20 protein-coding genes, 1 tRNA gene and 1 pseudogene are annotated in these 21,682 nt (G+C 57.6%); 5 read left to right on the top strand and 17 right to left on the bottom strand.

The window, feature by feature from the left end; translation table 11 throughout:
- Positions 1 to 279: 279 nt before the first annotated feature.
- On the top strand, positions 280 to 750 hold the full coding sequence (locus B3Z17_RS16655; protein ID WP_286830870.1) for a nuclear transport factor 2 family protein: 471 nt from the start codon (positions 280 to 282) through the stop codon (positions 748 to 750).
- A 17-nt stretch (positions 751 to 767) separates the two neighbouring features.
- Here the strand turns inward: B3Z17_RS16655 and B3Z17_RS16650 are convergent, their stop codons facing one another.
- The 5 genes from B3Z17_RS16650 to B3Z17_RS16630 all read right to left on the bottom strand — a co-directional run bounded on the left by B3Z17_RS16650 (position 768) and on the right by B3Z17_RS16630 (position 5,026).
- Positions 768 to 1,343 (bottom strand): DUF998 domain-containing protein, encoded by a 576-nt coding sequence (locus tag B3Z17_RS16650; RefSeq protein WP_286830869.1) that lies wholly within the window; start codon positions 1,341 to 1,343, stop codon positions 768 to 770.
- Positions 1,344 to 1,442: 99 nt separating this feature from the next.
- Complete coding sequence (pgmG, locus tag B3Z17_RS16645; RefSeq protein ID WP_286830868.1) at positions 1,443 to 2,822, bottom strand: phosphoglucomutase/phosphomannomutase PgmG; 1,380 nt, start codon at positions 2,820 to 2,822, stop codon at positions 1,443 to 1,445.
- Positions 2,823 to 2,919: 97 nt separating this feature from the next.
- A complete protein-coding gene (locus B3Z17_RS16640) occupies positions 2,920 to 3,684 on the bottom strand; it encodes a substrate-binding periplasmic protein (protein WP_286830867.1) in 765 nt (254 codons plus the stop codon).
- An 11-nt stretch (positions 3,685 to 3,695) separates the two neighbouring features.
- The gene (locus tag B3Z17_RS16635) at positions 3,696 to 4,142 is read right to left on the bottom strand and encodes a J domain-containing protein (RefSeq protein ID WP_286830866.1); all 447 of its coding nucleotides are present in this window, start codon (positions 4,140 to 4,142) and stop codon (positions 3,696 to 3,698) included.
- A gap of 5 nt (positions 4,143 to 4,147) precedes the next feature.
- Positions 4,148 to 5,026: a division plane positioning ATPase MipZ gene (locus B3Z17_RS16630; RefSeq protein ID WP_068307027.1), complete on the bottom strand. Its 879-nt coding sequence runs from the start codon at positions 5,024 to 5,026 to the stop codon at positions 4,148 to 4,150.
- Positions 5,027 to 5,177: 151 nt separating this feature from the next.
- On the opposite strand from B3Z17_RS16630, the gene B3Z17_RS16625 reads away from it, so the two are divergent.
- Together B3Z17_RS16625 and panC are read left to right on the top strand one after the other, a co-directional pair.
- On the top strand, positions 5,178 to 6,098 hold the full coding sequence (locus B3Z17_RS16625; protein WP_286830865.1) for a glucosaminidase domain-containing protein: 921 nt from the start codon (positions 5,178 to 5,180) through the stop codon (positions 6,096 to 6,098).
- A 27-nt stretch (positions 6,099 to 6,125) separates the two neighbouring features.
- On the top strand, positions 6,126 to 6,983 hold the full coding sequence (gene panC / locus B3Z17_RS16620) for a pantoate--beta-alanine ligase (protein WP_286830864.1): 858 nt from the start codon (positions 6,126 to 6,128) through the stop codon (positions 6,981 to 6,983).
- A 63-nt stretch (positions 6,984 to 7,046) separates the two neighbouring features.
- Here the strand turns inward: panC and B3Z17_RS16615 are convergent, their stop codons facing one another.
- The 6 genes from B3Z17_RS16615 to B3Z17_RS16590 all read right to left on the bottom strand — a co-directional run bounded on the left by B3Z17_RS16615 (position 7,047) and on the right by B3Z17_RS16590 (position 13,996).
- The gene (locus tag B3Z17_RS16615) at positions 7,047 to 8,693 is read right to left on the bottom strand and encodes a M20/M25/M40 family metallo-hydrolase (protein WP_286830863.1); all 1,647 of its coding nucleotides are present in this window, start codon (positions 8,691 to 8,693) and stop codon (positions 7,047 to 7,049) included.
- Positions 8,694 to 8,836: 143 nt separating this feature from the next.
- A complete protein-coding gene (locus tag B3Z17_RS16610; protein WP_286830862.1) occupies positions 8,837 to 9,637 on the bottom strand; it encodes a response regulator in 801 nt (266 codons plus the stop codon).
- 12 nt (positions 9,638 to 9,649) lie between these two features.
- Positions 9,650 to 11,122 (bottom strand): magnesium transporter, encoded by a 1,473-nt coding sequence (gene mgtE, locus B3Z17_RS16605; protein ID WP_241493413.1) that lies wholly within the window; start codon positions 11,120 to 11,122, stop codon positions 9,650 to 9,652.
- A 282-nt stretch (positions 11,123 to 11,404) separates the two neighbouring features.
- A complete protein-coding gene (locus tag B3Z17_RS16600; protein ID WP_286830861.1) occupies positions 11,405 to 13,063 on the bottom strand; it encodes an AAA family ATPase in 1,659 nt (552 codons plus the stop codon).
- Positions 13,064 to 13,550: 487 nt separating this feature from the next.
- Positions 13,551 to 13,638, bottom strand: a tRNA-Leu gene (locus B3Z17_RS16595).
- A 115-nt stretch (positions 13,639 to 13,753) separates the two neighbouring features.
- Positions 13,754 to 13,996 carry a FliM/FliN family flagellar motor switch protein gene (locus B3Z17_RS16590; protein ID WP_068307032.1) on the bottom strand — a complete coding sequence of 81 codons (243 nt, stop codon included), beginning with the start codon at positions 13,994 to 13,996 and terminating at the stop codon, positions 13,754 to 13,756.
- Positions 13,997 to 14,179: 183 nt separating this feature from the next.
- Here B3Z17_RS16590 and lipB point away from each other — a divergent pair.
- Positions 14,180 to 14,815 (top strand): annotated as a pseudogene (lipB, locus tag B3Z17_RS16585) (lipoyl(octanoyl) transferase LipB); the annotation flags it as partial.
- 143 nt (positions 14,816 to 14,958) lie between these two features.
- Here the strand turns inward: lipB and B3Z17_RS16580 are convergent.
- Positions 14,959 to 15,765, bottom strand: coding sequence for a LytR/AlgR family response regulator transcription factor (locus B3Z17_RS16580; protein ID WP_286830860.1), 807 nt, complete (start codon positions 15,763 to 15,765; stop codon positions 14,959 to 14,961).
- Between the two features lie 125 nt (positions 15,766 to 15,890).
- Here B3Z17_RS16580 and B3Z17_RS16575 point away from each other — a divergent pair, with 125 nt between their 5' ends.
- A complete protein-coding gene (locus B3Z17_RS16575; protein WP_286830859.1) occupies positions 15,891 to 17,234 on the top strand; it encodes a PDZ domain-containing protein in 1,344 nt (447 codons plus the stop codon).
- On the opposite strand, the gene B3Z17_RS16570 is transcribed toward B3Z17_RS16575, so the two are convergent.
- The 5 genes from B3Z17_RS16570 to B3Z17_RS16550 are packed head-to-tail and all read right to left on the bottom strand — an operon-like array spanning position 17,231 to position 21,681.
- Positions 17,231 to 17,524: an acylphosphatase gene (locus tag B3Z17_RS16570; RefSeq protein ID WP_286830858.1), complete on the bottom strand. Its 294-nt coding sequence runs from the start codon at positions 17,522 to 17,524 to the stop codon at positions 17,231 to 17,233. The genes B3Z17_RS16575 and B3Z17_RS16570 overlap by 4 nt on opposite strands.
- A gap of 11 nt (positions 17,525 to 17,535) precedes the next feature.
- Positions 17,536 to 18,699, bottom strand: coding sequence for an acetylornithine deacetylase (argE, locus tag B3Z17_RS16565; protein WP_286830857.1), 1,164 nt, complete (start codon positions 18,697 to 18,699; stop codon positions 17,536 to 17,538).
- Position 18,700: 1 nt separating this feature from the next.
- Positions 18,701 to 20,686: an acetyl-CoA carboxylase biotin carboxylase subunit gene (locus B3Z17_RS16560; RefSeq protein ID WP_286830856.1), complete on the bottom strand. Its 1,986-nt coding sequence runs from the start codon at positions 20,684 to 20,686 to the stop codon at positions 18,701 to 18,703.
- Between the two features lie 12 nt (positions 20,687 to 20,698).
- Positions 20,699 to 20,935: a hypothetical protein gene (locus B3Z17_RS16555; RefSeq protein ID WP_068307038.1), complete on the bottom strand. Its 237-nt coding sequence runs from the start codon at positions 20,933 to 20,935 to the stop codon at positions 20,699 to 20,701.
- A complete protein-coding gene (locus tag B3Z17_RS16550; RefSeq protein ID WP_286830855.1) occupies positions 20,935 to 21,681 on the bottom strand; it encodes a TMEM175 family protein in 747 nt (248 codons plus the stop codon). Before B3Z17_RS16550 ends, B3Z17_RS16555 begins: the two co-directional genes overlap by 1 nt.
- Position 21,682: the final 1 nt, after the last annotated feature.

Raw genomic sequence — 21,682 nt, 5'->3', positions numbered from 1 at the left:
TAATGTAGTATATCTATTGCCTACTACAAATAGCTGTCCGTACTTTTTTCGTCACCATTAAGTGATGGACGATTTTCACACCAGTTGTATCCCCTTCAGACTGTGCCAAAAGGGTAAAGATGCGGTGAAGGAAAACGGGATTCCTGTTAAGGATTTGGCAAAGACTGTGACACTTTCCCGATCTGTCGCGCATCACGACCGATTGACCGCATATGCCTGTCTCCAGCCCGCCCAGACGCTATGGTGGTTTCAATAGTAACCCGATGGGGACACGACACGATGACAGCCAAAACCCTACGTTGCCTTGCAGGCAGTGCGCTCGCCTTCTTCACGACGGCTCCAGGCTTCGCCGGAGATGCAGAGCAACATGCCCTTGAAGCCGCCAACCTTGAGAAGGCCATCTATTGCATGGACTTACTTGAGAACAAGCTGGATGTGGACACGGCGGCAAAGGAATGCTTTGGCGACACCTACATCCAGCACCACCCACGGCTTGAAGACGGGCGGGACGCGGTGATTGCGCTCTTTCGCGCACGAGCCAAGCGCTACCCAAACTATTCCGCCCGCATTGTACGCTCAGCCGCCAGCGGTGACCTTGTGTGGCTGCATATGCATGTCAAGCGTTCGCCGGATGAGCTGGGCGGCGCGGTGGTGAACATCTTCCGCATGAAAGACGGCAAGATGGTGGAGCACTGGGGCGTGGCCATGCCGGTGCCGGAGACATCAAAAAACGAAAACGGGATGTTTTAGGCCGGACAATTGATCGATCAGAGGTTCGTTTTGCCCGGTGGTTTTTCAGGCAAAAAGCCGACGAGCCAGAAGAAACTGATTACGAACATGAACCGCTGTGGCACACCCTGAACATCCGGGAACTGAAGCATACACAAAGGCAGGATGACGGCGCTCAGGGCAGCCGCCACGCATGCGGTTCTCCTTGCCATAGCCCTTTCGCAAAAGGCCTGCGAAAGTGTCCCCACTGAAAATGTCGTGCCTACAACAGTGGCAAACAGAGAATGCAAATCATCCTCAAAGGCGTCGTAAGGCAGCAAAGGATCAATTGGCTTGTGAGAGAAAATCCCCACCAGAACCATCGCGATCCCATAAATCAGGAAGGCCGCGCCTACAATTGGAGCTGACTTGAGCCGCATTGATGCGTCCACACCAACGCCGATTCCAAAAAGTACAAATCCCAAATTCATGACCCAGGAATTGGACGTATTCTGCGCGCCGAGCTCGCTGACCGCGTTATGGATATTGGAATAGTCCCCAGCCATGAAGAAGGGGGCGACCAGCATCGCTATCGCGGCGGCCATGACGCCATAGAATGTTGCACTATGCTTCACGCCTGACCCTCCCTTCGGCAACTATGATTTCTTGGCGGACTGCCCCAATTGAGCTCGTTACGGCAGCCAAGTAGAGCGGGCATGACCGAGCGCGCGCCCTTAAAAGTCGCTTGGCGCGGCGACGCCGGAGGCCTTGAGGGCTTCGACGAGGGCGTGTTTGAGGCGGGCGAGACCGGCTTCCGTTGACGCCTCACATCGCGCGACCAGCACAGCTTGCGTGTTGGACGCCCTGAGGAGCCACCAGCCGTCTGACGTTTGCACACGCACGCCGTCCACGGTGGACATTTCGGCGCCCGCGGCTTCAAGCCGGGCTTTCACTTCCTTGACCACGTCAAACTTGCGCACGTCGTCACAGTCGAACCTGAGCTCCGGCGTGTTGATGGCGGCCGGCAGGCCGTCCTTGAGCGCGGAAAGGTCCCCGCCCTGCTTGGTGATGGCATTCAGGAAGCGGATACCGGCATAAAGTGCGTCATCATGGCCGTAGAATTTATGCTTGTAGAAAATATGGCCTGACATTTCGCCCGCGAGCGGCGCGTTCAGCTCCACCATCTTGTCCTTGATCAGGCTATGGCCGGTTTTCCACATCACCGGCGTACCGCCGAGCTCTTTGATACGGTCAAACAGCGCCTGGCTGGCCTTGACGTCCGCAATGATCGGCGCACCGGGCAGTTCCTTCAGAAGGTCCCCTGCCATGATGGCCAGCATCTGGTCGCCCCACACCACGCGGCCCTGCCCATCGGTGGCGCCGATGCGGTCACCGTCACCGTCGAAACTGAGCCCCATGTCCGCACCATGCTTGGCCACGGCGGCCTTGAGCTGCTCCAGGTTTTCTTCCACGGTCGGGTCGGCATGGTGGTTCGGGAAGGTGCCGTCCACCTCCGCATTGATCACGATATGCTTGCCCGGTAGGCGCTTCACCAGGGCTTCCACTGCGGGGCCCAGGGAGCCATTGGCCGGGTCCCACACGATGGTGAAGGCCTGCATATCCACGTCGCGCATCATGCGGTCAATGTAGCGGTCAAACACATCTTCTTCCCGGATGCGGCCTTCGCCCACCTCATAATCGCCTTCGTTGGCGGTTTTGCCGATGGCCTGAATGGCTTCGCCGAAGCAAGGCTTCTTGCCCATCATCATCTTGAAACCGTTATAGTTGGCCGGATTGTGGGAGCCGGTGATCATGATGCCGCCGTCACTGTCCAGCTCGAATACGCTGAAATAGAGCATCGGCGTGCCCGCAAGGCCGATATTGATCACCTCAAGCCCGGTTGACGCCAGCCCCGCCATCAGGTTTTCCGCCATCTTCGGGGAAGACACCCGCCCGTCATAGCCCACACACACCCTTGTGCCGCCCTCACGGCGCACGTGTGTGCCGTAGGCTTTGCCGAGCGCAATGGCATCAGCGTAATGCAGTGTGTCGTCCACAATGCCGCGGACATCATATTCGCGCAGGATGGTGTGATGGAAAAAGTGACCGGCCATGAAAGGATCCCTGGAAAAGCAACAAATTGAATGTGTGAATTTCGCCCAAAGTGTCAGCGCCGGCGCGCCCCGTCAACATGGAAATGGCCTTACTGGCCTAAGGCTCACCATGCTGAAGATAGCGGGCCCTGACCCTTGCCGGGGCGTCGCCCGCAAGCATGGTCGCCACGCCCTCATTGAAACGCTTTACCAATGCTTCATCGCGCACGCACAGTTGGCGCGGCGTGGGCGCAAAGCGGACGGCCACCTTATAGGGCCGCGGCTGGTCTGAGGCCAGTTGCTGATAGGCATATTCAAGCGCCCAATAGTCGCCGATATAGGCGTCCAGCCGCCTGTAGAGAAGCACCCTGACAAGCTGCTCCCTGTCGTAAACGATCATGCTGCTTCCGAAGGTCATGACATCGTCAGGCGTCAGATATTTCAATACTTTCACCGCACCCGGGAACATGCCCACGCGCATGCCTTTGAGGTCTTCGATGGAGCTGATGGGTGCTTCCGATTCGACCGGGACGGAAATGCCGTCATGCCAATAGCTGAAGGGAATGCTGTTGACGCACAGGTCTTCAATGGTGCGGAAGGTGGTCATGGCATCCACCTTGCCGGTGGCCAGCAAAACCTGCACCCTTGAGAGCGGCGCATGAACGAACTCAACCTCCAGCCCCACATGGGCAAACGCTTCCCTAACCAGATCAAGGTCGATCCCCGCTGAGGGGTTTTCAAACACATAAGGCGGGTTGTGGGTGATGGTGCCCACCAGCACAGGGCGACCTTCCATCCAGGGCTCTGGCGCTGGCTGCGCCCACGCGCCACTTGGCGCCAAAAGCGCCATCAGCATAACCAGCGGTTTGTACCAGCGCCCCATGGGATCGCGCCTTACCTCCTGAGAAGGGTTTGTTTTGCTTCGTTCAGCTTGCCCGCCAGATAGTCGTTTCCGCCCTTGTCCGGGTGGCACTGCGCCATCAGTTTACGGTAGGCCTGGTTAATTTCCTGTTCACTGGCACCTTCCTTGAGCCCCAGCACATCCAGTGCTTCCTTGCGGGTCATGGAGCCACCGGAGCGGCCACCGGCGCCCTGCCCGCCCCCCTTCACGCGCTCTGCCGCCTTGGCACCAAACATGCGCCAGGCAGCGAAGCCCGCGGGAATGATGGCGAAGAAGGGCTTGCCCGCCGCCACCATCACCAGGCCAAACAGGCCACACAGGCCCACAATGGCCCAGAACAGGCTGGTTTTTGCTGCCTTGACGTCAGCGCTGGCCCACCAATTCAGGAGAGCAAGCAGCGCAGCAGCCAGGATAAGACCAATGACAAACCAGGCGATCACGGCGCTCAGGCCTCCTCATCTTTACGGAACGGCAGGTTCAGCGCGTCCATCAGTTTCCTGACTTCCTGCCGCGCTGCCACATGCGACATGGAAAGGCCTTTGCCGTCCAGGCCGCCCGCTTCCTTGAGATCCATCAGCGTCAGGCCGCGCAGGAACAGCTCGCGGTAGATCACCCGTTCGCCCAGGCCGGATACATGGCGAATGCCGATGCGCTTGGTCAGCTCATTCAGCACCCGCTCCACCCGTTCCTTGTTCTTGGCGTGCAGCGCGCCCACCCGGTTCCGAAGCACCACCCAGTCGATGGAGCTGCCGTCCGCCATGGCGCGGCGCTGGCGCGCCTTCCATACCATTTCAGCATAGAGGCTTGGGCCTGCCACCTTGTGGGTGGTGGCGTCAACGCGCGCCAAAAGGTCCAGGTCCACGAAGCTGTCGTTCACGGGCGTCACCAGCGTGTCGGCGGCCGTGTGCGCGAGGCGCGACAGGAACGTGTCGCTACCGGGGCAGTCGATCACCACCACATCCACCTTGTCCGCCAGATTGACGTAGGCTTCCTCGAACCGCTGCTTTTCGTCCGCTTCGGCTTCATCCGCCGACCGCAGCTCGGACTTGGGCACCACCAGCTCAATCGGATGCGGCAAATCAAGTCCCTTCTGTTCGGCATAGGCCCGGCGGTTTTCAATATAGCGCGTCAGGCTTTTCTGCCGGGCATCCAGGTCAATGGTGCCCACACGGCGGCCTTCGCGCAGCAGCGAAACAACAATATGCATGGCGGTTGTCGACTTGCCCGACCCGCCTTTTTCATTTCCTAATACAATGAGATACGGACGGCCTGTGGTGTTGGCCCCACCGCCCGAAACCTCTGGGTTTGCCTTATTATCTGGCACCTAGCCCTCTCCCTTACACAATACTGACTGTGTCATGCATGTCACGCATCAGACCGGTTATCATTAGACGATCTTGCGATTTCCAACTACACTTATTAGCTAGATATAGGTAAAATATCGCTTGGGAGAAATGCTCAAAGTGCAGATAAACGTGCGCAACATTATAGGACTTCTGTTTGTGGTGGCCGTCATGATTGTCGGCCCCATTGTGCTTGCGCGCCATATGCTCGCTCAGGGCCGGACGGACGCCTTCCTGGCTGACCAGCCAAATTACCTGGCGCATACACCGCCGCCAAAGAAGGTCAAGATGACGCCCAAGCTGGCGCGGCTGCTGAAGAAAGAGATGCACGCTGTGGAAGCCGTGCCGCGGGTGTTCCTGACCCGCCTGCCCGAAGGCCTTCCTGAGGTGAATGATGCCAACCGCAAGAAGCGGCTGTTTACGTCCACACTGCTGCCGATTGTGCTGCGCGCCAATGAGCTGATCATCGCAGATCGCGGCCGCCTGCTGACACTCCGGACAAAGCTTGAAAACCAGGAACCGCTGAAGCGCGCCGAGAAAAAATGGCTGCGCCAGATGGCAAAGACATACCGTCTCAAGCGCCGCCAGGACTTCCGCACCAAGGATATCGATTTCCTTCTCTATAAGGTTGATGTGATCCCGCCTTCGCTGGCTTTGGCGCAGGCCGCCATGGAATCGGGCTGGGGCACCAGCCGGTTCGCACAGGCTGGTAATGCCCTGTTTGGCGAGTGGGTGTGGGGCGATGCCGAAGGCCTGCTGCCGGAAAATCGCGATGAGGGAAAAACCCATAAAATCAAAAGCTTCGAGTATCTTCTTGATAGCGTGCGCAGCTATATGACCAACCTCAATCGCCACCCGAGCTATGAGGACCTGCGGCAACGTCGAGCAGAACTCAGGGAACTGAACATCGGTATCACAGGGGCGGCCCTTGCACCTGCGCTTGTGCACTATTCAGAGCGTGGCGCGGACTATGTCAGCGACATCCTGTCGATCATCAACTATAACGATCTTGACGGCCTCGACGGCGCCCGCCTTGTGGCTCAGAACCCATAATCAAACTCTTTTCCGGATACCCATTTCATGACTGCTTCCGTCCCCGCCGTACGAACCGTCAAAGACCTGCGCGCGCAGGTAACCGCCTGGAAGCGCGAGGGCCTGACGGTTGGGCTGGTGCCCACGATGGGCGCGCTGCACCATGGGCATCTGTCATTGGTGAGTGCGATTGCCGAAAAGGTCGATCGGGTCGTGGTGTCCATCTTCGTCAACCCCACCCAGTTTGGTGAAGGCGAAGATTTCGACGCCTACCCCCGCACGGAAGAGGAAGACCGGATAAAGCTGGCGACCACACCCGCAAACCTGGTGTTCGCGCCCAATGGGGCTGAGATGTACCGCACCGGGCATGCCTCCACGGTCACCGTCGCGGGCCTCACGGACCGGCTTGAAGGCGCCTCCCGCCCCGGCCATTTTGACGGCGTGGCCACGGTGGTGACCAAACTGTTGCTGCAATGCCTGCCGGATGTGGCCATCTTTGGCGAAAAGGACTATCAGCAGCTGGCGGTGATCCGCCGCTTTGTGGCCGACCTGGATATCCCGGTGGAGATCATGGGCGGCAAGCTGATCCGCGAAGAGGACGGCCTCGCCGCTTCGTCGAGGAATGCCTACTTGAACGCTGAAGAACGCGCCACCGCAGGCAAGTTCAATGTGATCCTGCATGAGTTGGTCGCAGATGTGGCGGCAGGAGCAGACTTGCGAAACGCCGAAGAAACCGCCACCCGGAAGCTGCTGGACGTGGGCTTCAAGGCCGTAGATTATGTCTCAATAGTTGACGCCAACTCATTGGAACTTATCGATAAAATCGGTGCGCCCGCGCGTGTACTGGCTGTGGCACGCATTGGCAGTGTGCGGCTCTTGGACAATATGGCCATTGAACCCAAATAGGCCCAAATAGGAACGGGGCACTCAAGGGCGCCCCGCTTGAAGCTTTACCGTTTCAGACAAATCCTATTCGTCGGCCTCGTCCTTCTTCAGGTCCTCTTCCCGCTCGCGCGGCTCGGGCTCGCGTGGAAAGCGTTCGTCCCGCATGGCGACATGATAGACAAAGCTGGCCATGATCACCGCGGCCTGCTTGAGGTCTTTTTCAAACGCATGGTCATAGGTGTCGGCAGTGCTGTGATGCAGCCTGCTGTCGTAATCGAGCGGGTCCTGGATGAACTGAAAGCCCGGCAGGCCGATATCGTCAAACACCTCGTGGTCTGTGCCGCCGGTATCGTTCATGGTGACGGTATCAGCGCCCAGGTCATGGAAGGGCTCCAGCCACGTCTTGAAGATCGCGGCCGCTGCGGCATTGCCTTCGGCATAGACACCGCGGATTTTGCCTGAGCCGTTATCCAGGTTGAAGTAGGCAGAGAAACGGTCGAATTCCGGCTTTTTCGCAATCGGGAACATGCCGAATTCCCTTGCATAGGGTTCCATATATTTGAGCTTTTCGTCCTCACGCGCCGGGCGGGTGGCCAGATGGTTCTTCACATATTGGTACGAACCATAATAGCCCTGCTCTTCGCCGCCCCACAGCCCGATGCGGATGGTGCGCTTGGGCTTGATACCAATGGCCTTGAGGATGCGCACAGCTTCCATGGTCACCGCCACGCCCGCACCGTTATCCACAGCGCCGTCGCCCATGAACCAGCTGTCCAGGTGGGCGCCCAGCATCACAAGCTCAGGCCTGCGCCCCTGCCCCGGAATGTCGGCCAGTGTCGAATAGGACTGCATATCGTCCGTGTGGTAGCGGGCCTTCACCTCAAGGCTCAGGCTGACAGGCAGGTCTTCGTCCAGCAGGCGCACAGCCCGGTCATAATGCTCGGATGCCATGCGTACGGCAGGGATGCTTGGCAACTCGCCTTCCAGATACTGGTATCCCGTGGCGTCGATCAGCAGGTTGCGGCGCGGGGACCGGCGCACAATGGCAGCAGCCCCCTCTGCTTCCAGAAAATCGGTGAGATAATAGCCCCAGCTTTTATAGCTCACCCAGGAATCGTCACCCGGTGCGCCTTCAGGCACGTCATAGGCGCTGACATCCTCAAGCTCACCTTCCGTATACCGCAGGATCGATTCGTTGGCGTGCCGCCGGTCTTCGGCGTTTAATTCTGTCGGGTCTTTGTAGGGCCTGACAGCGTCTACCAGCACAATCTTGCCCTTCAGCTTGCCTTTGTATTTTTCGAAATCAGCTTTCGATTTCATCGGCGCGAAGACCACCTCGCCCGTCACCGGGCCATCGGTGCCCGGGTGCCAGCTGATCGGCAGGGCATAAAGCTGGTCGGTGCGCGGCGCCGTCATGCGCACGTCCACACTTTCCCATGTCCAGCCCGGCCCGAAGTCGAAGCCTTCAAGGCGGGCATTTTCAAGGCCCCAGGCGGTCAGCTGGTCGCGCGTCCATTCATTTGCCTGCGTCATGGCCGGGGACCCGGTCAGGCGCGGGCCGATCCTGTCGGTCAGATGACGCAAAGTTTTCATTACCTGCGAGTGGTTGAAGCCTTCATCCCGTATTTTGGAGATCACCTCCAGGTCAGGGGCGTCATCTGCCCAGGCGCCGCCCCAAAGACCGCTGATGCCAATCGCAACAGATGCGGCAAGAATCGATTTCTTGATCATGATTTTCCTTTTGAACCAATTGTCAGCGTCAAGGCCATGTCCCCTGGCTACACACCCAAAAGTTATACCGGCCAGCCCCGCTGGCTGTATGCGCCTTAGCGACTAACCGTCCCATTCAGGCGATGAACCGAACTGACCGGGGCCTAGAGCCCGTCCATATACCATTCATACTGCTGGAACGGCTTCAGCGGTTCCATGCCAGAGAGCACAAAGCGCGTGTCGCAGGACCAATCCTCAAAACGTTTCAGAAGCGGCCAGAGCTCGTGTTTCCACGGTGGGTTCACCCGGTTGACCGCACCGATCATATAGTCCGGGAAGCGCAGGAAATGGCCAAAAGTGTGGCTTTCCTCGATGATGATTTTCGACAAGCGCCCCAGGAAACACACGCGCTCCACCAGGCGGAGGCCATAGCCTTCCGGCATCATGGCAATTTCTTCGGCAATACGGGCGCTGACGCGCTCGGTAATGGCGCCGTCGACCTTGATATGATCTTCCACGTGGGAGAATTCATCGCCTTTCATGGCGTTGGCGTCCGCCAGGGCCCGGCGCCGAAGGTCAGACGGCAGCTCAAGGAAGCCACTGACCATCCAGAAAGCAATCCGGTTCTTCAGCCGCTCGACCGACCCACCCTTGATGACAAAATCATCGCCACCCGCCTTGAGGCCACCCCGGATGATATCAATGTCGTCATAGCCCGTGAGGTAAATCACCGGCATATTCTTCAGGCCCTGTTTTTCAAGTGAATCGACAAAGTCGAACCCACCCTCGCCTGGCATCTGCACATCGCTGATGATCAGCGATGGCCTGTGTGCGCGCGTGACGCTGATGGCTTCCTCAACAGTTTCCGCGATCAGGGTTTCAAAGCCGAATTGCTGGACGGCGGCAGCCTGAATCCGCAGGACGACAGGCTCATCATCCACCAGCAATACAAGACCTTTGTCCATATTGTGCGTGCCCTAGAGAAGGAACAGGGCAGCAAGCCCCAGGAAAACAAAGAAGCCTACCACATCTGTGATTGTGGTGACAAAAACGCTGGAGGCAATAGCAGGGTCAGCCCCCGCCCTATTGAGCCCAAGGGGGATCAGAACGCCGCTGAGGCCTGCCACCACCATATTCACCAACATCGCAACGGCAAACAGGCCGCCCAGAAAGGCATTGCCAAACCATGCCCAGGCGACAAACCCGGAGAAGACCGCAAGAGCGAAGCCGTTCACGGCCGCCGCCATCAGTTCCCGGTTCACAACCCGGAGGGCGTTGGTCGAGCTGAGTTCCTTGGTGGCAATTGCGCGCACGGCAACTGTCATTGTCTGGGTGCCCGCGTTGCCGCCCATGGATGCCACAATCGGCATCAGGACCGCCAGGGCCACCATCTGTTCGATCGTGGCGTCAAACAGGCCAATCACCACAGACGCCAGAATCGCGGTGCCCAGGTTCACGAAAAGCCAGGTGAAACGGTCCTTCGTGACCTCGATGAAATTCTCGTTCACGCCGGATTCTTCCGACACACCGGCCAGCGCCAGAATATCTTCCTGGGCCTCGTCGCCAATCACTTCGACCACGTCATCCACCGTGACCACACCGACAAGGCGCTGGCTCTGGTCAACCACACCGGCGGAAATCAGGTGGTATTTACTGAACTGATAGGCCACTTCTTCCTGGTCGGCCGCAACGTCGACAAGCGTGGGATCATCGTCCATGATCTCGCCAATTGTGACAGGCCGGTGCGTGCGCATCACGCGCGACAGCGGTACCGTACCCACCGGCTTGTGCGACGGGTCAACCACGAAGATGTCATAGAAATCGTCCGGGATATCTTCATTTTCCGACCGCAGATAATCGATGGTCTGCCCGACTGTCCAGAACTCGGGCACCGCCACCAGATCGCGGCTCATCAGACGACCGGCGGATTCTTCCGGATAGCTCAGGCTTTCCTCGATCGCCACCCGGTCGTCAGCGGCCAGCGAGCGCAGAACCTCTTCCCGGTCTTCGGCACCGAGTTCCTCAAGAACGTAGACCGCATCATCGGTCTCGAGCTCGGTCACCGCGTCGGCGATCTGCTCGTTCGGCATATGCTCGTAAAGGTCGGCCTGGGCCGCGCCCTCAACTTCGACCAGAACGTCCGGGTCCAGCCGTTCCCCGAGAAGCTCAATGAAGCCAACCCGCTGCGGCGACGACATAACCTCAAGAAGGTCGGCGATATCGGCGGCGTGGAGGTCTTCAACCAGCTCGACAGCCTGGTCCTGGTTGTTTTCGCGAACGGCACTCAGGACCTGCTGGATAAATTCCTTATCCTGGTGAACCTCAAGCTCAGGGCCTTCGGCATGCTCGTCTTCCGGCTCGCGGTCATTGTTGTGCGGCGGCTCACCTTCAGGTGGCATGGTCAGCACATCATCTTCAGGCAGGTTTGGATTTTTGTCCTTTTCAGCCATGTATGCCTCCCCTGATGTCCCTGAAATCATGTTGGTTTTCGAGCGCACCCCCAACCGGTGCATGGTATGCCCTCTAGTGATAAAAGAAAGGTCCTTAGGTTTCCAGCGAAACGATGAAAAAAGATGCGGATATATGTGCCGGAAGTAGAAAACGGGCCCAAAATGAAAGAAAGCCCGCAGGGCGTTCCCTACGGGCTTTCATTGGTGCGGCCGAGATACCGCAACATATGATTCGATTTCAAACACTTAACTTGATTTTGGTGCCCGTATGGTGCCCCCAATTTAGTCCAAATTAAGCCTTTGATTCACAACGTTAATCAAATCTTGTCCCTTTGAAATCCTGATTGGAAATCCGTCAACGTCCAAAATCTTACTTTGAAGTGAGATCTTCAGCACGGGGGCCTCTTGGCCATGTTCTGCATCCAAATCAAAAAGAGATGAAACCGGCCCAACTAAGCGAAGCGCGGTCCCATTTAATGATTCAGAGGTAGAAGTTCCTGACAAAGAAGCAAGGGCGGGCGCGGCAACTGCTAAGACTAAATCCCTGACTGCTAGTGCTTCGTTAATTGGAGCTGCTTGTGCAGCATAGCTAACGGCCGCAACCAACTCAGTATAAGTCTCAACTATTTCTTGATCTGATTTCCCATCCAGATTCGTAGTTTCATGCGCAGCAGCATTGGGTTTCTCTTCCCGTGTCAACTCATCTGCATGAAGATAATAGGATTCTAAGGCCCCTTTCCTAAGGATAAAGCACCCCACCGCAGCTAGCAGAGAGAGAACACTATCAAGTCGCTTCCGAATAGCCCGCCACCGCCCAGCATTTGCTACCCCGGCAACATCCGCATCCTCCATTGTCATCAAGACAGAAAATGCAGCACGCTTCTGAGCGATCAGTGCGGCTTCATTTTCATCTCTATTAATCCAGTATGGGTGCGTCGTGGCATCAGCTTCTATATCTGCCCAATTAGATTGTACTAGTTGCGTGAAATCGCGCATCACGTCACGGATAAATGTCGCGGCATCCCGATGACCCGACGCAGCAGCCCTCTCGTTTGCCCCCGGCAAGGATGAAAAGCAGCCAGCAAGATTGAGATCATCTACTAACGCATCTGCATCTGCAATTACAACTGGCCTCTTTCCAACTAGACGCATCAACTTGATCACAACCGGAAACTGCCCTTTCCCAATTACAGGAAGGACTTGTGATCCAGCTGCTTCCATATAAAGCCCAAGTCGACGATCAAGTCCCTGACACATGATTTGGTCACTAGGCCCTTCGACAAGAAGCGGACGTTCACTAAAAAGCGCCAATTTGTGATCTTGCCCCAGTCTTGCAATTAAACCCCTGAGTTGCCGCCCTTGAAACTCTTCCATATCGACCTCAAGCTGCAATGGATGGCTTTGTACATCATTGCAAAACACTAACGATGCTAAGTCTTCAGGCGTCCTAACACATACAAACTCAGTCGAATGCGTGCACATGAAAATTAGCTTTTTCGATGGCAAGTCAGGGTCACCTGCGACGTTCTCAATTTCTTGCATAACAAACGACTGAAGCTGGGGATGTAGCGATACCTCCGGTTCATCTATCAACAAAGCTGCAACGTCGTCATCGTACAGTGACGTCAGTACAGCGGTCAGGTGTAACAACCCACTCGCTTCTCGTGCCGAGGAATAAGAGTTTTGAGCACCACTACGAGTAAAGTGTACAGAAAGTCGTCCGGCATCCCAATCAAGTCGCATTTCCCGCCTGAAGAGCTTCGACAACCTTTCCTGCACCTTCAATAAAACATCTGGCCTCACTGCTAGCGTAGCAAAATCACCGAGAACCGATTCAGCAACATGCCGCCTCCCTAAGTCACCTTTATGGCCAAAGTAAGCGTTGTCATATTGGGGATGCGGGCCGCGCTGTCCGTCGAAATTGGACCGATAGTTCTCCATTGGCCCCAGACGCCCAGCGGAAACATACCGAACCGTTCTTCCTCCGAGTAAGTCAGACAAGGTGGGTTTCAATGCTCTCAACAACTGTGTCTTTCCCGCCCCATTCGGCCCCAGAAACGTTGTAACTCCGCTGTGTATCTGGAGAGATATCTGCTGGGCTTCCAATCCGACACGAGCCAAATCAAACATCACCGTAGTAGGAAAATCCACGACCTCACCTCAAAATTTACGTACCTCAACCAATAATCGGTATCGTAACAGCCTATGCGACAACCAATTTAAGAGAAAGCAGATTTGCTCCGCCTCGTCCGCGCCTAACTTTTTATTGCCAGGAATCGACGATTCTGAAAACCGCAGAAACTCTAGAGTTATAAAATGCCCCGTTTTGTAATCGTGCCCCGAGCATGAACTTTGCGCTTTCTGATGTACTTTTCAGATGGGCCCAAAATGAAAGAAAGCCCGCAGGGCGTTCCCTACGGGCTTTCATTGGTGCGGCCGAGAAGACTCGAACTTCCACGGGATATTATCCCACAGCGACCTCAACGCTGCGCGTCTACCAATTCCGCCACGGCCGCGAGGTCGGGCGCTTATCTATCAAGGAAGCCCCTATGCCGCAAGCGGAAAATGACATGATTTTGAAACTATCTGAAAAAGCCCGGTTTTCCGGGCTACAGGCTGGGAAAGTGGGGGCTATACCTGAAGCTGGCTCATCATGCGGGTGATGGACACGCCAATTTTCTCGCCCACGATCATGATTTCGCCGCGGGCGATCAATTCATTGTTGGCGTAAACCCAGCATTCGTCTTCATGCTTGGCATCCAGGTCAATCACCGCGCCCCGGCCCATTTTAAGGAGCTGCCGGATCGGCATGTGGGTACGCCCGAGCACGACGGTAATTTCAACGGTAACCCTGTTAACAGCCTGAAAATTCATTGTTTCCTCATACGGAAGTGCCTTCGGGCCAGCTTGCCACGGCATCCTTATCAAATGATTAACCCAAAAGATTGGGCCACATCAAGCGCCGTCGTGGCCAATTGGCCCGGAAACTTGCTTGGCTCAGCTGCTCAAAAGCGGTATGTAACGCGCAACGTTTAGGTATTTTGTGAGTTTAAGGCCATGGCAGACCAGTTTCCCCTTGAGTGGCGAATCAGCGACGAGCTTGTCGCCTACCCCGATGCGCTTGAAGAGATGGAAGAGCGCGTGCGTGCGATTCGTGCGGGCGAAGCGGCTGAAATGGTCTGGTGTCTTGAACACCCACCGCTCTATACCGCCGGCACCAGTGCCGACCCGGCCGACCTGGTGGACCCGGACCGCTTCCCCGTTTATGACGCGGGCCGCGGCGGACAATATACCTACCATGGCCCCGGCCAGCGCGTTGTCTATTTCCTTCTGGACCTGAAGAAACGCGGCAAGGATGTGCGCCAGTTCATCTACGGCCTTGAAGAGGTGATCGTGCAGTCGCTGGCGAAATTCGGCGTGACGGCAGAGCGCCGCAAGGGCCGCGTGGGCGTGTGGGTTGAGCGTGGTGGTGGGCGCGAAGACAAAGTGGCCGCCATCGGCGTGCGCGTGCGCCAGTGGGTCACCTATCACGGCATCGCCATCAATGTGGAGCCTGACCTCTCGCACTTTGAAGGCATCGTGCCTTGCGGCATTTCAGAGCACGGCGTGACCTCCATGGCTGACCTCGGCCTGCCGATCACCATGGATGACCTGGATGTAGTGCTAAAAGAAGTGTTCGACGACATCTTCGGCCTTGAAGCCCGCCGGATGACCCTTGAGTATCAGGAAGCACCCGAGGGGCCGACCACTAAGCTGCCGTATGAGGCCCAGCCCACAGAAAGCGGCGAAGTGGATGCAGGCGAGCCAATCGAGGAAAGCCACCCGGTCTTCCAGATTTAAACAGCTTCTGCTGATCCAAATGGTTTGAGCGACGTCAGCATGGCGTCGTCCACGTCCTTGCCGCGCGGCAGGTCTGTTTCCCCCACCTGCACCTTCTCACTGTTGAAGGCAGTGATATGGGCCTTGTTCACCACATAGGACCGGTGCAGGCGAATGAAGCCTTCCGGAAGGTCTTCAAGAGCCGCCTTGATGGACCCGTGGGCCACCAGCTTTTCGCCGTCCCCAAGGAAATAGCTGACATAGTTGCCCATGCTTTCCAGATACAGGATATCGGCTGGGTCCAGAAGGTATGTCCGGCGGTTGGCGCGTACCGCCACCTGCTCAGCCTGCCCTGACACCCGGTTCTTTTCCGCTTCCACCAGATACAGCTGGAACATCTTGGCCGCCGCCACAAACACCACCGTGGTGTTCACCAGAAGGACGGCCCGCACCAGCGCACCAAGGTCAAAGAACGGGTCCGCCTGGCCAAACAGCAGCTTTTCATAGAAGAAATAGGCCGACAGCCGGTGCACCAGCCCCGCCAGCACAATCAGACCGGCGTACGAGAGCAGGAAGCGGCCATACTGGCGCACCAGCAGGAAACGCGGCATCAGCACATAGATCATGGCATAGACGGCCGCGAGGCGCGCGGGCAGCAGCACGAATTCCAGATAGAAGGACGCGAAATAGCCTTTGTCCGGTTTCACCCACACAAGGCTGAACAGCACATAATAGCCGACCCAAAAGAGGATATGCGTGAGCACGCGTGACCCGAACAGGTAAAAGCTCTGCCTGATCTGCTCGTGTGGTTGTTCCCCCGTCATCGAAACCCCGCCTTTGATGTAAATTTCTCCGCTGTTCGTATAAAGCCGCCTTCCGAACCGGCCCGCTGCCGCCCATCGTTGCGTCCTGCACAGCTTTTGTATCCACGCTAATTGACGGAATGGCAATGATCCAATCTTTTCTAAAAACCGGCCTTCTGGCCACGCTTCTTCTCTCATCAACCGCCGCTTTCGCCGATGATCTGGCCCGCCGCGCCAGCTGGCAGGCACGCTTTAACCCGCAGGAAACTTCGGGCATGACAATCCGCGAACTGACGGCAGGCTCCCCGCTCGCCGAAGCCGGGCTGAGGGTCGGCGACACGATACTGAAAGTGAACGGCCAGACAGCAACATCCGGCCCCAGCTGGTTCGACATGACGGATGCCCTTGTGGCTGGTCGGCCCTATGAGCTTCTGGTGCGCCGCGGCGTGGACGTGCTGTCCGTTTCCGCAAGCTTCCCGCCTGTGGCACTTGAAAGCCACGAAGGGCTTGAAACCATCTATGACAGCATCACCAGCGATTACGGCATCCGCCAGCGGGTGATCATCACCCGGCCTGAAGGCATCACGGCGGACGCCCCCGGCCCCGCAATCTTTGTGTTGCAGGGGCTAAGCTGTTCATCCATCGAGGCCACACCGGGACGCAGCTCCAATTATATCCGCATCCTGACAGACCTGGCGGAGCAATCTGGCATGATAATGATGCGCGTTGAGAAGCCCGGCATGGGCGACAGCGAGGGCAACTGTTCGGAAACCGGTTTCCGGACAGAGCTGAACGGCTATGAAGTGGCGCTCAGGAAGCTGCAGGCGCTGCCGTATGTGGACGCGGGCCGTATCCTTGTTTACGGCAACAGCATGGGCAGCGCGCTGGCACCCTATTTTGCCAACAAATTCGGCCTGAATGCGGTGATTTCCGACGGTACCTACTATCGCACCTGGTTCGAACATATGCTGGAGATCGAGCGCCGCATCAAGCAAATGCAGGGCATGGATGAAAGCACCATCAACGACCTGATCAACAGGGCCTATATCCCGCTCTATTATGGCATGCTTATGGAAGAAAAATCATACGCTGATGTGATCCGCGAAAAGCCGATGCTGGCGGAGCATAACTATCACGGGCCGATGCATATGTATGGCCGCCCCATGACATTCTATCACCAGATGCAGGATTTCGACGTGGCCGGCAACTGGCAGAAACTGAAGGCCCCCGTGCGCATCCGCTGGGGCACCAATGACTGGATCATGTCGGAGTATGACAATGACATGATCATGGAGGTGCTGACGGCGGCTGGCCATGAGAACGCGGAGCTTTACAAATATCCAGGCATGGACCATTGGGCCACAATCCACGAAAGCCCGGCGAACAGCTTTGGCGGCAAGCCCGGTGTGTGGGAAGACCGCATCAGCGGGCAGCTGGTGGAATGGGCGAAGGATCTGAACAGCCAGGTTAACGCCCTGGGGGCTGACTAAACGGTCGGCTTGACCTCGAACCGGTGCGGCACCATGCCCTGCGCCGGTTCTTTCTCCACGCGCTCTACGTCCGCGGCAGGCGGGCCATTCAGGCACAGTTCGAGCATCAGGTTGACGTCTTCGGCGTGGCCATAGAACAGGGCCTCCACCGTTCCATCCAGCCGGTTCCGCACCCAGCCATGCAGGCCAAGGCGCTTGGCTTCCTCTTCCGTCCAGCCGCGATACCAGACGCCCTGCACTTTGCCGTATATGCGGGCGCGCACAGCGATCCATTTGGTGGCGTCAGACATGGGATGACCTCTTAAGCACTCAATACGTCAGCCAAGCGTTTCATAAAGGCATCGCAGGCGTCAAGCTGGCTTTTGTCGATAAATTCATTGGGTTTGTGGGCCTGGGCGATATCGCCGGGGCCGCACACCACGGCTGGGAAATCGATCGACTGGATATGCCCGGCCTCGGTGCCGAAGGCCACCACGGTGGTATCGTTTCGGCCCGCGAGCGCCAGCGCCAGCGTTTCGGCGTCAGATCCCGGTTCGGCCTTCAGGGGCGGCAGGTAGGCCCACACGGCATTTTCCGCCCGGCATTCCGGGAAGCTGGCCTCAAGGTGCGGGTTGATCACATCACTGAGGAAATCGGTATAGTCCTGCAGGATCGCCGCCGGATCTGCGTTGGGTACGGCGCGGAACTCCCAGTCGAACTCACAATAGTTCGGGATGATATTGAAGGCACTGCCGCCTGATATCGGCCCCACATTGAAGCTGGTGTAGGTAGGATCGAAACTGTCGTCATGGGGCCCGTGGATACGCGCCTTGGCCGCCAGGCTGCCAATGAAGGTAATCAGCTCCGCCGCCACGGCCACCGCGTTGACGCCGTCCTCTGGGCGGCTGGAGTGCGCCTCCCTGCCCCAGATGCGGGTTTTCGACACATACTGCCCCTTGTGGGCATTGGCCACCTGCATCGATGTGGGCTCACCCACCACCACAAGACGCGGCTGGGCGATCTGGTCCTTCAGGACCGGCAGCAGCGACTGGATACCCAGGCAGCCGACTTCCTCGTCATAGGTGAAGGCAAAATGGATCGGGCGTTTCAGGTTTGCGGCCTTGAACTGCGGCACAGCCGCCAGCGCACTGGCGATAAAGCCCTTCATGTCGGCGCTGCCGCGACCGACCAGCTGCCCGCCTTTTTCAGTCAGCGTGAAGGGGTCTGTGGCCCAGTCCTGCCCGTCCACCGGCACCACATCGGTGTGGCCCGACAGCACAACACCACCCGGCACATCGGGCCCGATGGTGGCGACAATATTGGCCTTAGACTTCTCGCCATTGAATTGAATTTTTGATTCGATATCAAAGTCTTGCAGGTAACTTTGAATGTAATTTATCAATTCAAGATTCGAGAGCCGACTGGTGGTATCATACCCCACCAGCCTTTCAAGAATGGCCTGCGTGTTTTGTGTTTCGCTGGCCACCCTATTCGAACTCAAGGATCACGGCATCGACCGCCAGGCTATCGCCCGCCGCCGCATTCACCGCTTTCACCACACCGTCTTTTTCCGCACGCAGGATGTTTTCCATCTTCATGGCTTCGACGACCGCCAGCGCTTGGCCGGCCTTGACCTCATCGCCCTCACCCACATTCAGGGACACCACAAGGCCCGGCATCGGGCACAGGAGGAATTTGGATGTATCCAGCTCCACCTTCTCGGGCATCAGCTCATAGAGCTTGGCCGCGCGTTCGGTCTGCACCCGGATGTCCATGGACACGCCGTCGCACGTCAGGCGCACGCCAATCGGCAGGCGGTCGATCTCCATGGCATAGTCCACATCGCCTATGGTGGCATGGAACACCGGCTCACCCGGCATCCAGTCACTGACAATATCCACATGCTTCTTGCCGATGATGACTTCCGCGTGGTCTTCCTGCGGGATAATACCGGTCGTGACGCTGTCCCCGTTGATCGACACCACCCATGGCCGCTCCTGCGGGCCATGAGGCTCCGAAATCTGGCCCTCAATCTGTGTCTCGCGGGATTTTTCAACCGCATTGATAAAGGTGGCCGCCACGATCATGGCTTCCTTCACCTCGTCCCTGAGCACACCACCTTCAAAGCCGTCAGGATACTCCTCGGCGATGAAATTGGTGGTCATGTCGCCCGCCTGGAAGCGCGGGTGCGCCATCAGGGCCGCAAGGAACGGGATATTATGGCCAATACCGCGAATATAATATTCGTCCAAGGCCCGGCGCTGGGCCGCGATGGCCTCGTCCCGTGTTTTGCCCGTGGTGATCAGCTTGGCGATCATCGGGTCATAGAACATGGAGATCTCAGCGCCCTCGAACACGCCAGTGTCCACGCGCACGGCCTCATCCTCGGATGGGCGTACATAACGGGACAGGCGGCCAATGGACGGCAGGAAGCCGCGGAACGGGTCTTCCGCATACACGCGCGTCTCGATGGACCAGCCCTCAAGCTTCACGTCGGCCTGGCTCAACGTCAGCTTTTCGCCGTTCGCCACACGCAGCATCTGCTCCACAAGGTCCACGCCCGTGACCTGCTCGGTCACCGGGTGCTCCACCTGCAGGCGGGTGTTCATTTCAAGGAAATAGAAGTTCTTGTGCTTGTCGACGATGAATTCCACCGTACCGGCACTGCAGTAATCCACGGCTTTAGAGAGCGCCACCGCCTGCTCGCCCATGGCTTTGCGCGTGGCTTCATCGAGGAACGGGCTTGGCGCTTCCTCCACCACTTTCTGGTGGCGGCGCTGGATCGAACACTCGCGCTCGCCCAGGTAAATCACGTTGCCATGCTTGTCGCCCAGCACCTGGATTTCAATGTGGCGGGGTTCTTCAACGAATTTCTCGATAAACACGCGGTCATCGGCGAACGATGTGCGCGCTTCATTCTGGGCAGAGATAAAGCCTTCCTTAGCCTCGTCGTCATTATAGGCAATGCGCATGCCCTTGCCGCCACCGCCCGCAGACGCCTTCAGCATCACGGGATAGCCGATCTCGGCGGAGATTTTGGCGGCCTCGTCTGCGTCCTTGATGATGCCCATATGGCCCGGCACTGTCGACACACCCGCTTCCGCCGCCAGCTTCTTACTGGTGATCTTGTCGCCCATGGCATTGATGGCCTTGGGGTCGGGCCCGATAAAGGCAATGCCCGCCTTCTGCACGGCCTCCACGAAGCTCGCGCGCTCAGACAGGAACCCATAACCAGGGTGAATGGCCTCGGCGCCCGTATCCTTCGCGGCCTGCAGGATCTTGTCCGCCAGCAGATAGCTTTCCGCAGCCGCTGGTGGGCCGATATGAACAGCCTCGTCCGCCATTTCCACATGCAGCGCGTCAGCGTCTGCATCGGAATAAACGGCAACCGTCTTGATGCCCATACGCCGCGCCGTCTTGATCACACGGCACGCAATTTCACCCCGGTTGGCAATCAGGATCTTACTGAACATAGAACGGTTCCCTTATTCCTTGTTTTTCTTTTTCCGGCGCCCTGACGCCAGATACCAGAGCGCGCCAATGACGGCAGCGCCCAGCATGAAATAGATACTGCCGCCGCCACCGCTGAACATGGTGGCGCCCAGCGCGAAGCCGAATACGCCGCCCAGCACAAAGGCCCAAACGGCAACAGAGCGAAGCTCGGAGCGCTTGGCGATACCGCCAACCTTGTCTTCCGCGTCCTTGGGGATTGGTCTGGCCATTAAGCACCTCCTGCTTTGGCTGTCAGGGCCTTCAGCTTCCTGTCAGCCATGCGGCCATAGATCACAGTGGCCGGCCAGATCAGCATATTGGCCCACCCTGCCCACATGGGGGCAAGCTGGATCGGCAGGAAGGCCGCACCGATGGTCAGAAGCGGAATGATGGCCACAATCAGGAACATGTTGGCGTGAGTTTCCACGTGGGTGCGTTCAACGTCCGTCAGTTCCAGATCGTCCGCGCTGGCAAGGGCAATCCGGTAGAACCACACAAAACACAGGAACACAGCTGAAAAGCCGCCCGCATAAAGGGTGTATAGCAAAACAAACTGATCAGGCCTGAAGGTCACCATCGTCGGCATTTCAAGCCCCAGCCACCCGGAGAGGATCACATAATTCACCACCACAGTGGCGAGGAACTTCAGCGGATAGACAAACAGAAGCACCAGAAACAGCAGCACGCCGTTCGCCCACACCACTTTCCCGGTATTCAGGCCAAACTGCCTGAAGAAGCGGTAATGCCAGTACCAGATAAAGACCAGCAGCATGAATGTCAGCGCGAAGGCCGGAAAGCCCAGCACCATGGCGAACAGCTCATCCAGCGATGTCGGCACTTCCATGGAGACGATTAGAAGCGTGATGGCAAAACCGATCACAGCGTCAGTCAGGCCTTCAAGGCGGCTGACATGCGTCCCCCGCACCCGAATGCCGGACATTTCCTCGTCCACCGATGTCAGCATATGCCGCCGCATC

Origin of the sequence: Kordiimonas sp. UBA4487, assembly GCF_002389025.1 — a bacterium.
Classification (GTDB): domain Bacteria; phylum Pseudomonadota; class Alphaproteobacteria; order Sphingomonadales; family Kordiimonadaceae; genus Kordiimonas; species Kordiimonas lacus.
Note: the sequence above shows the minus strand (reverse complement) of the source record. Positions and strands in the feature narration are given on the sequence as shown.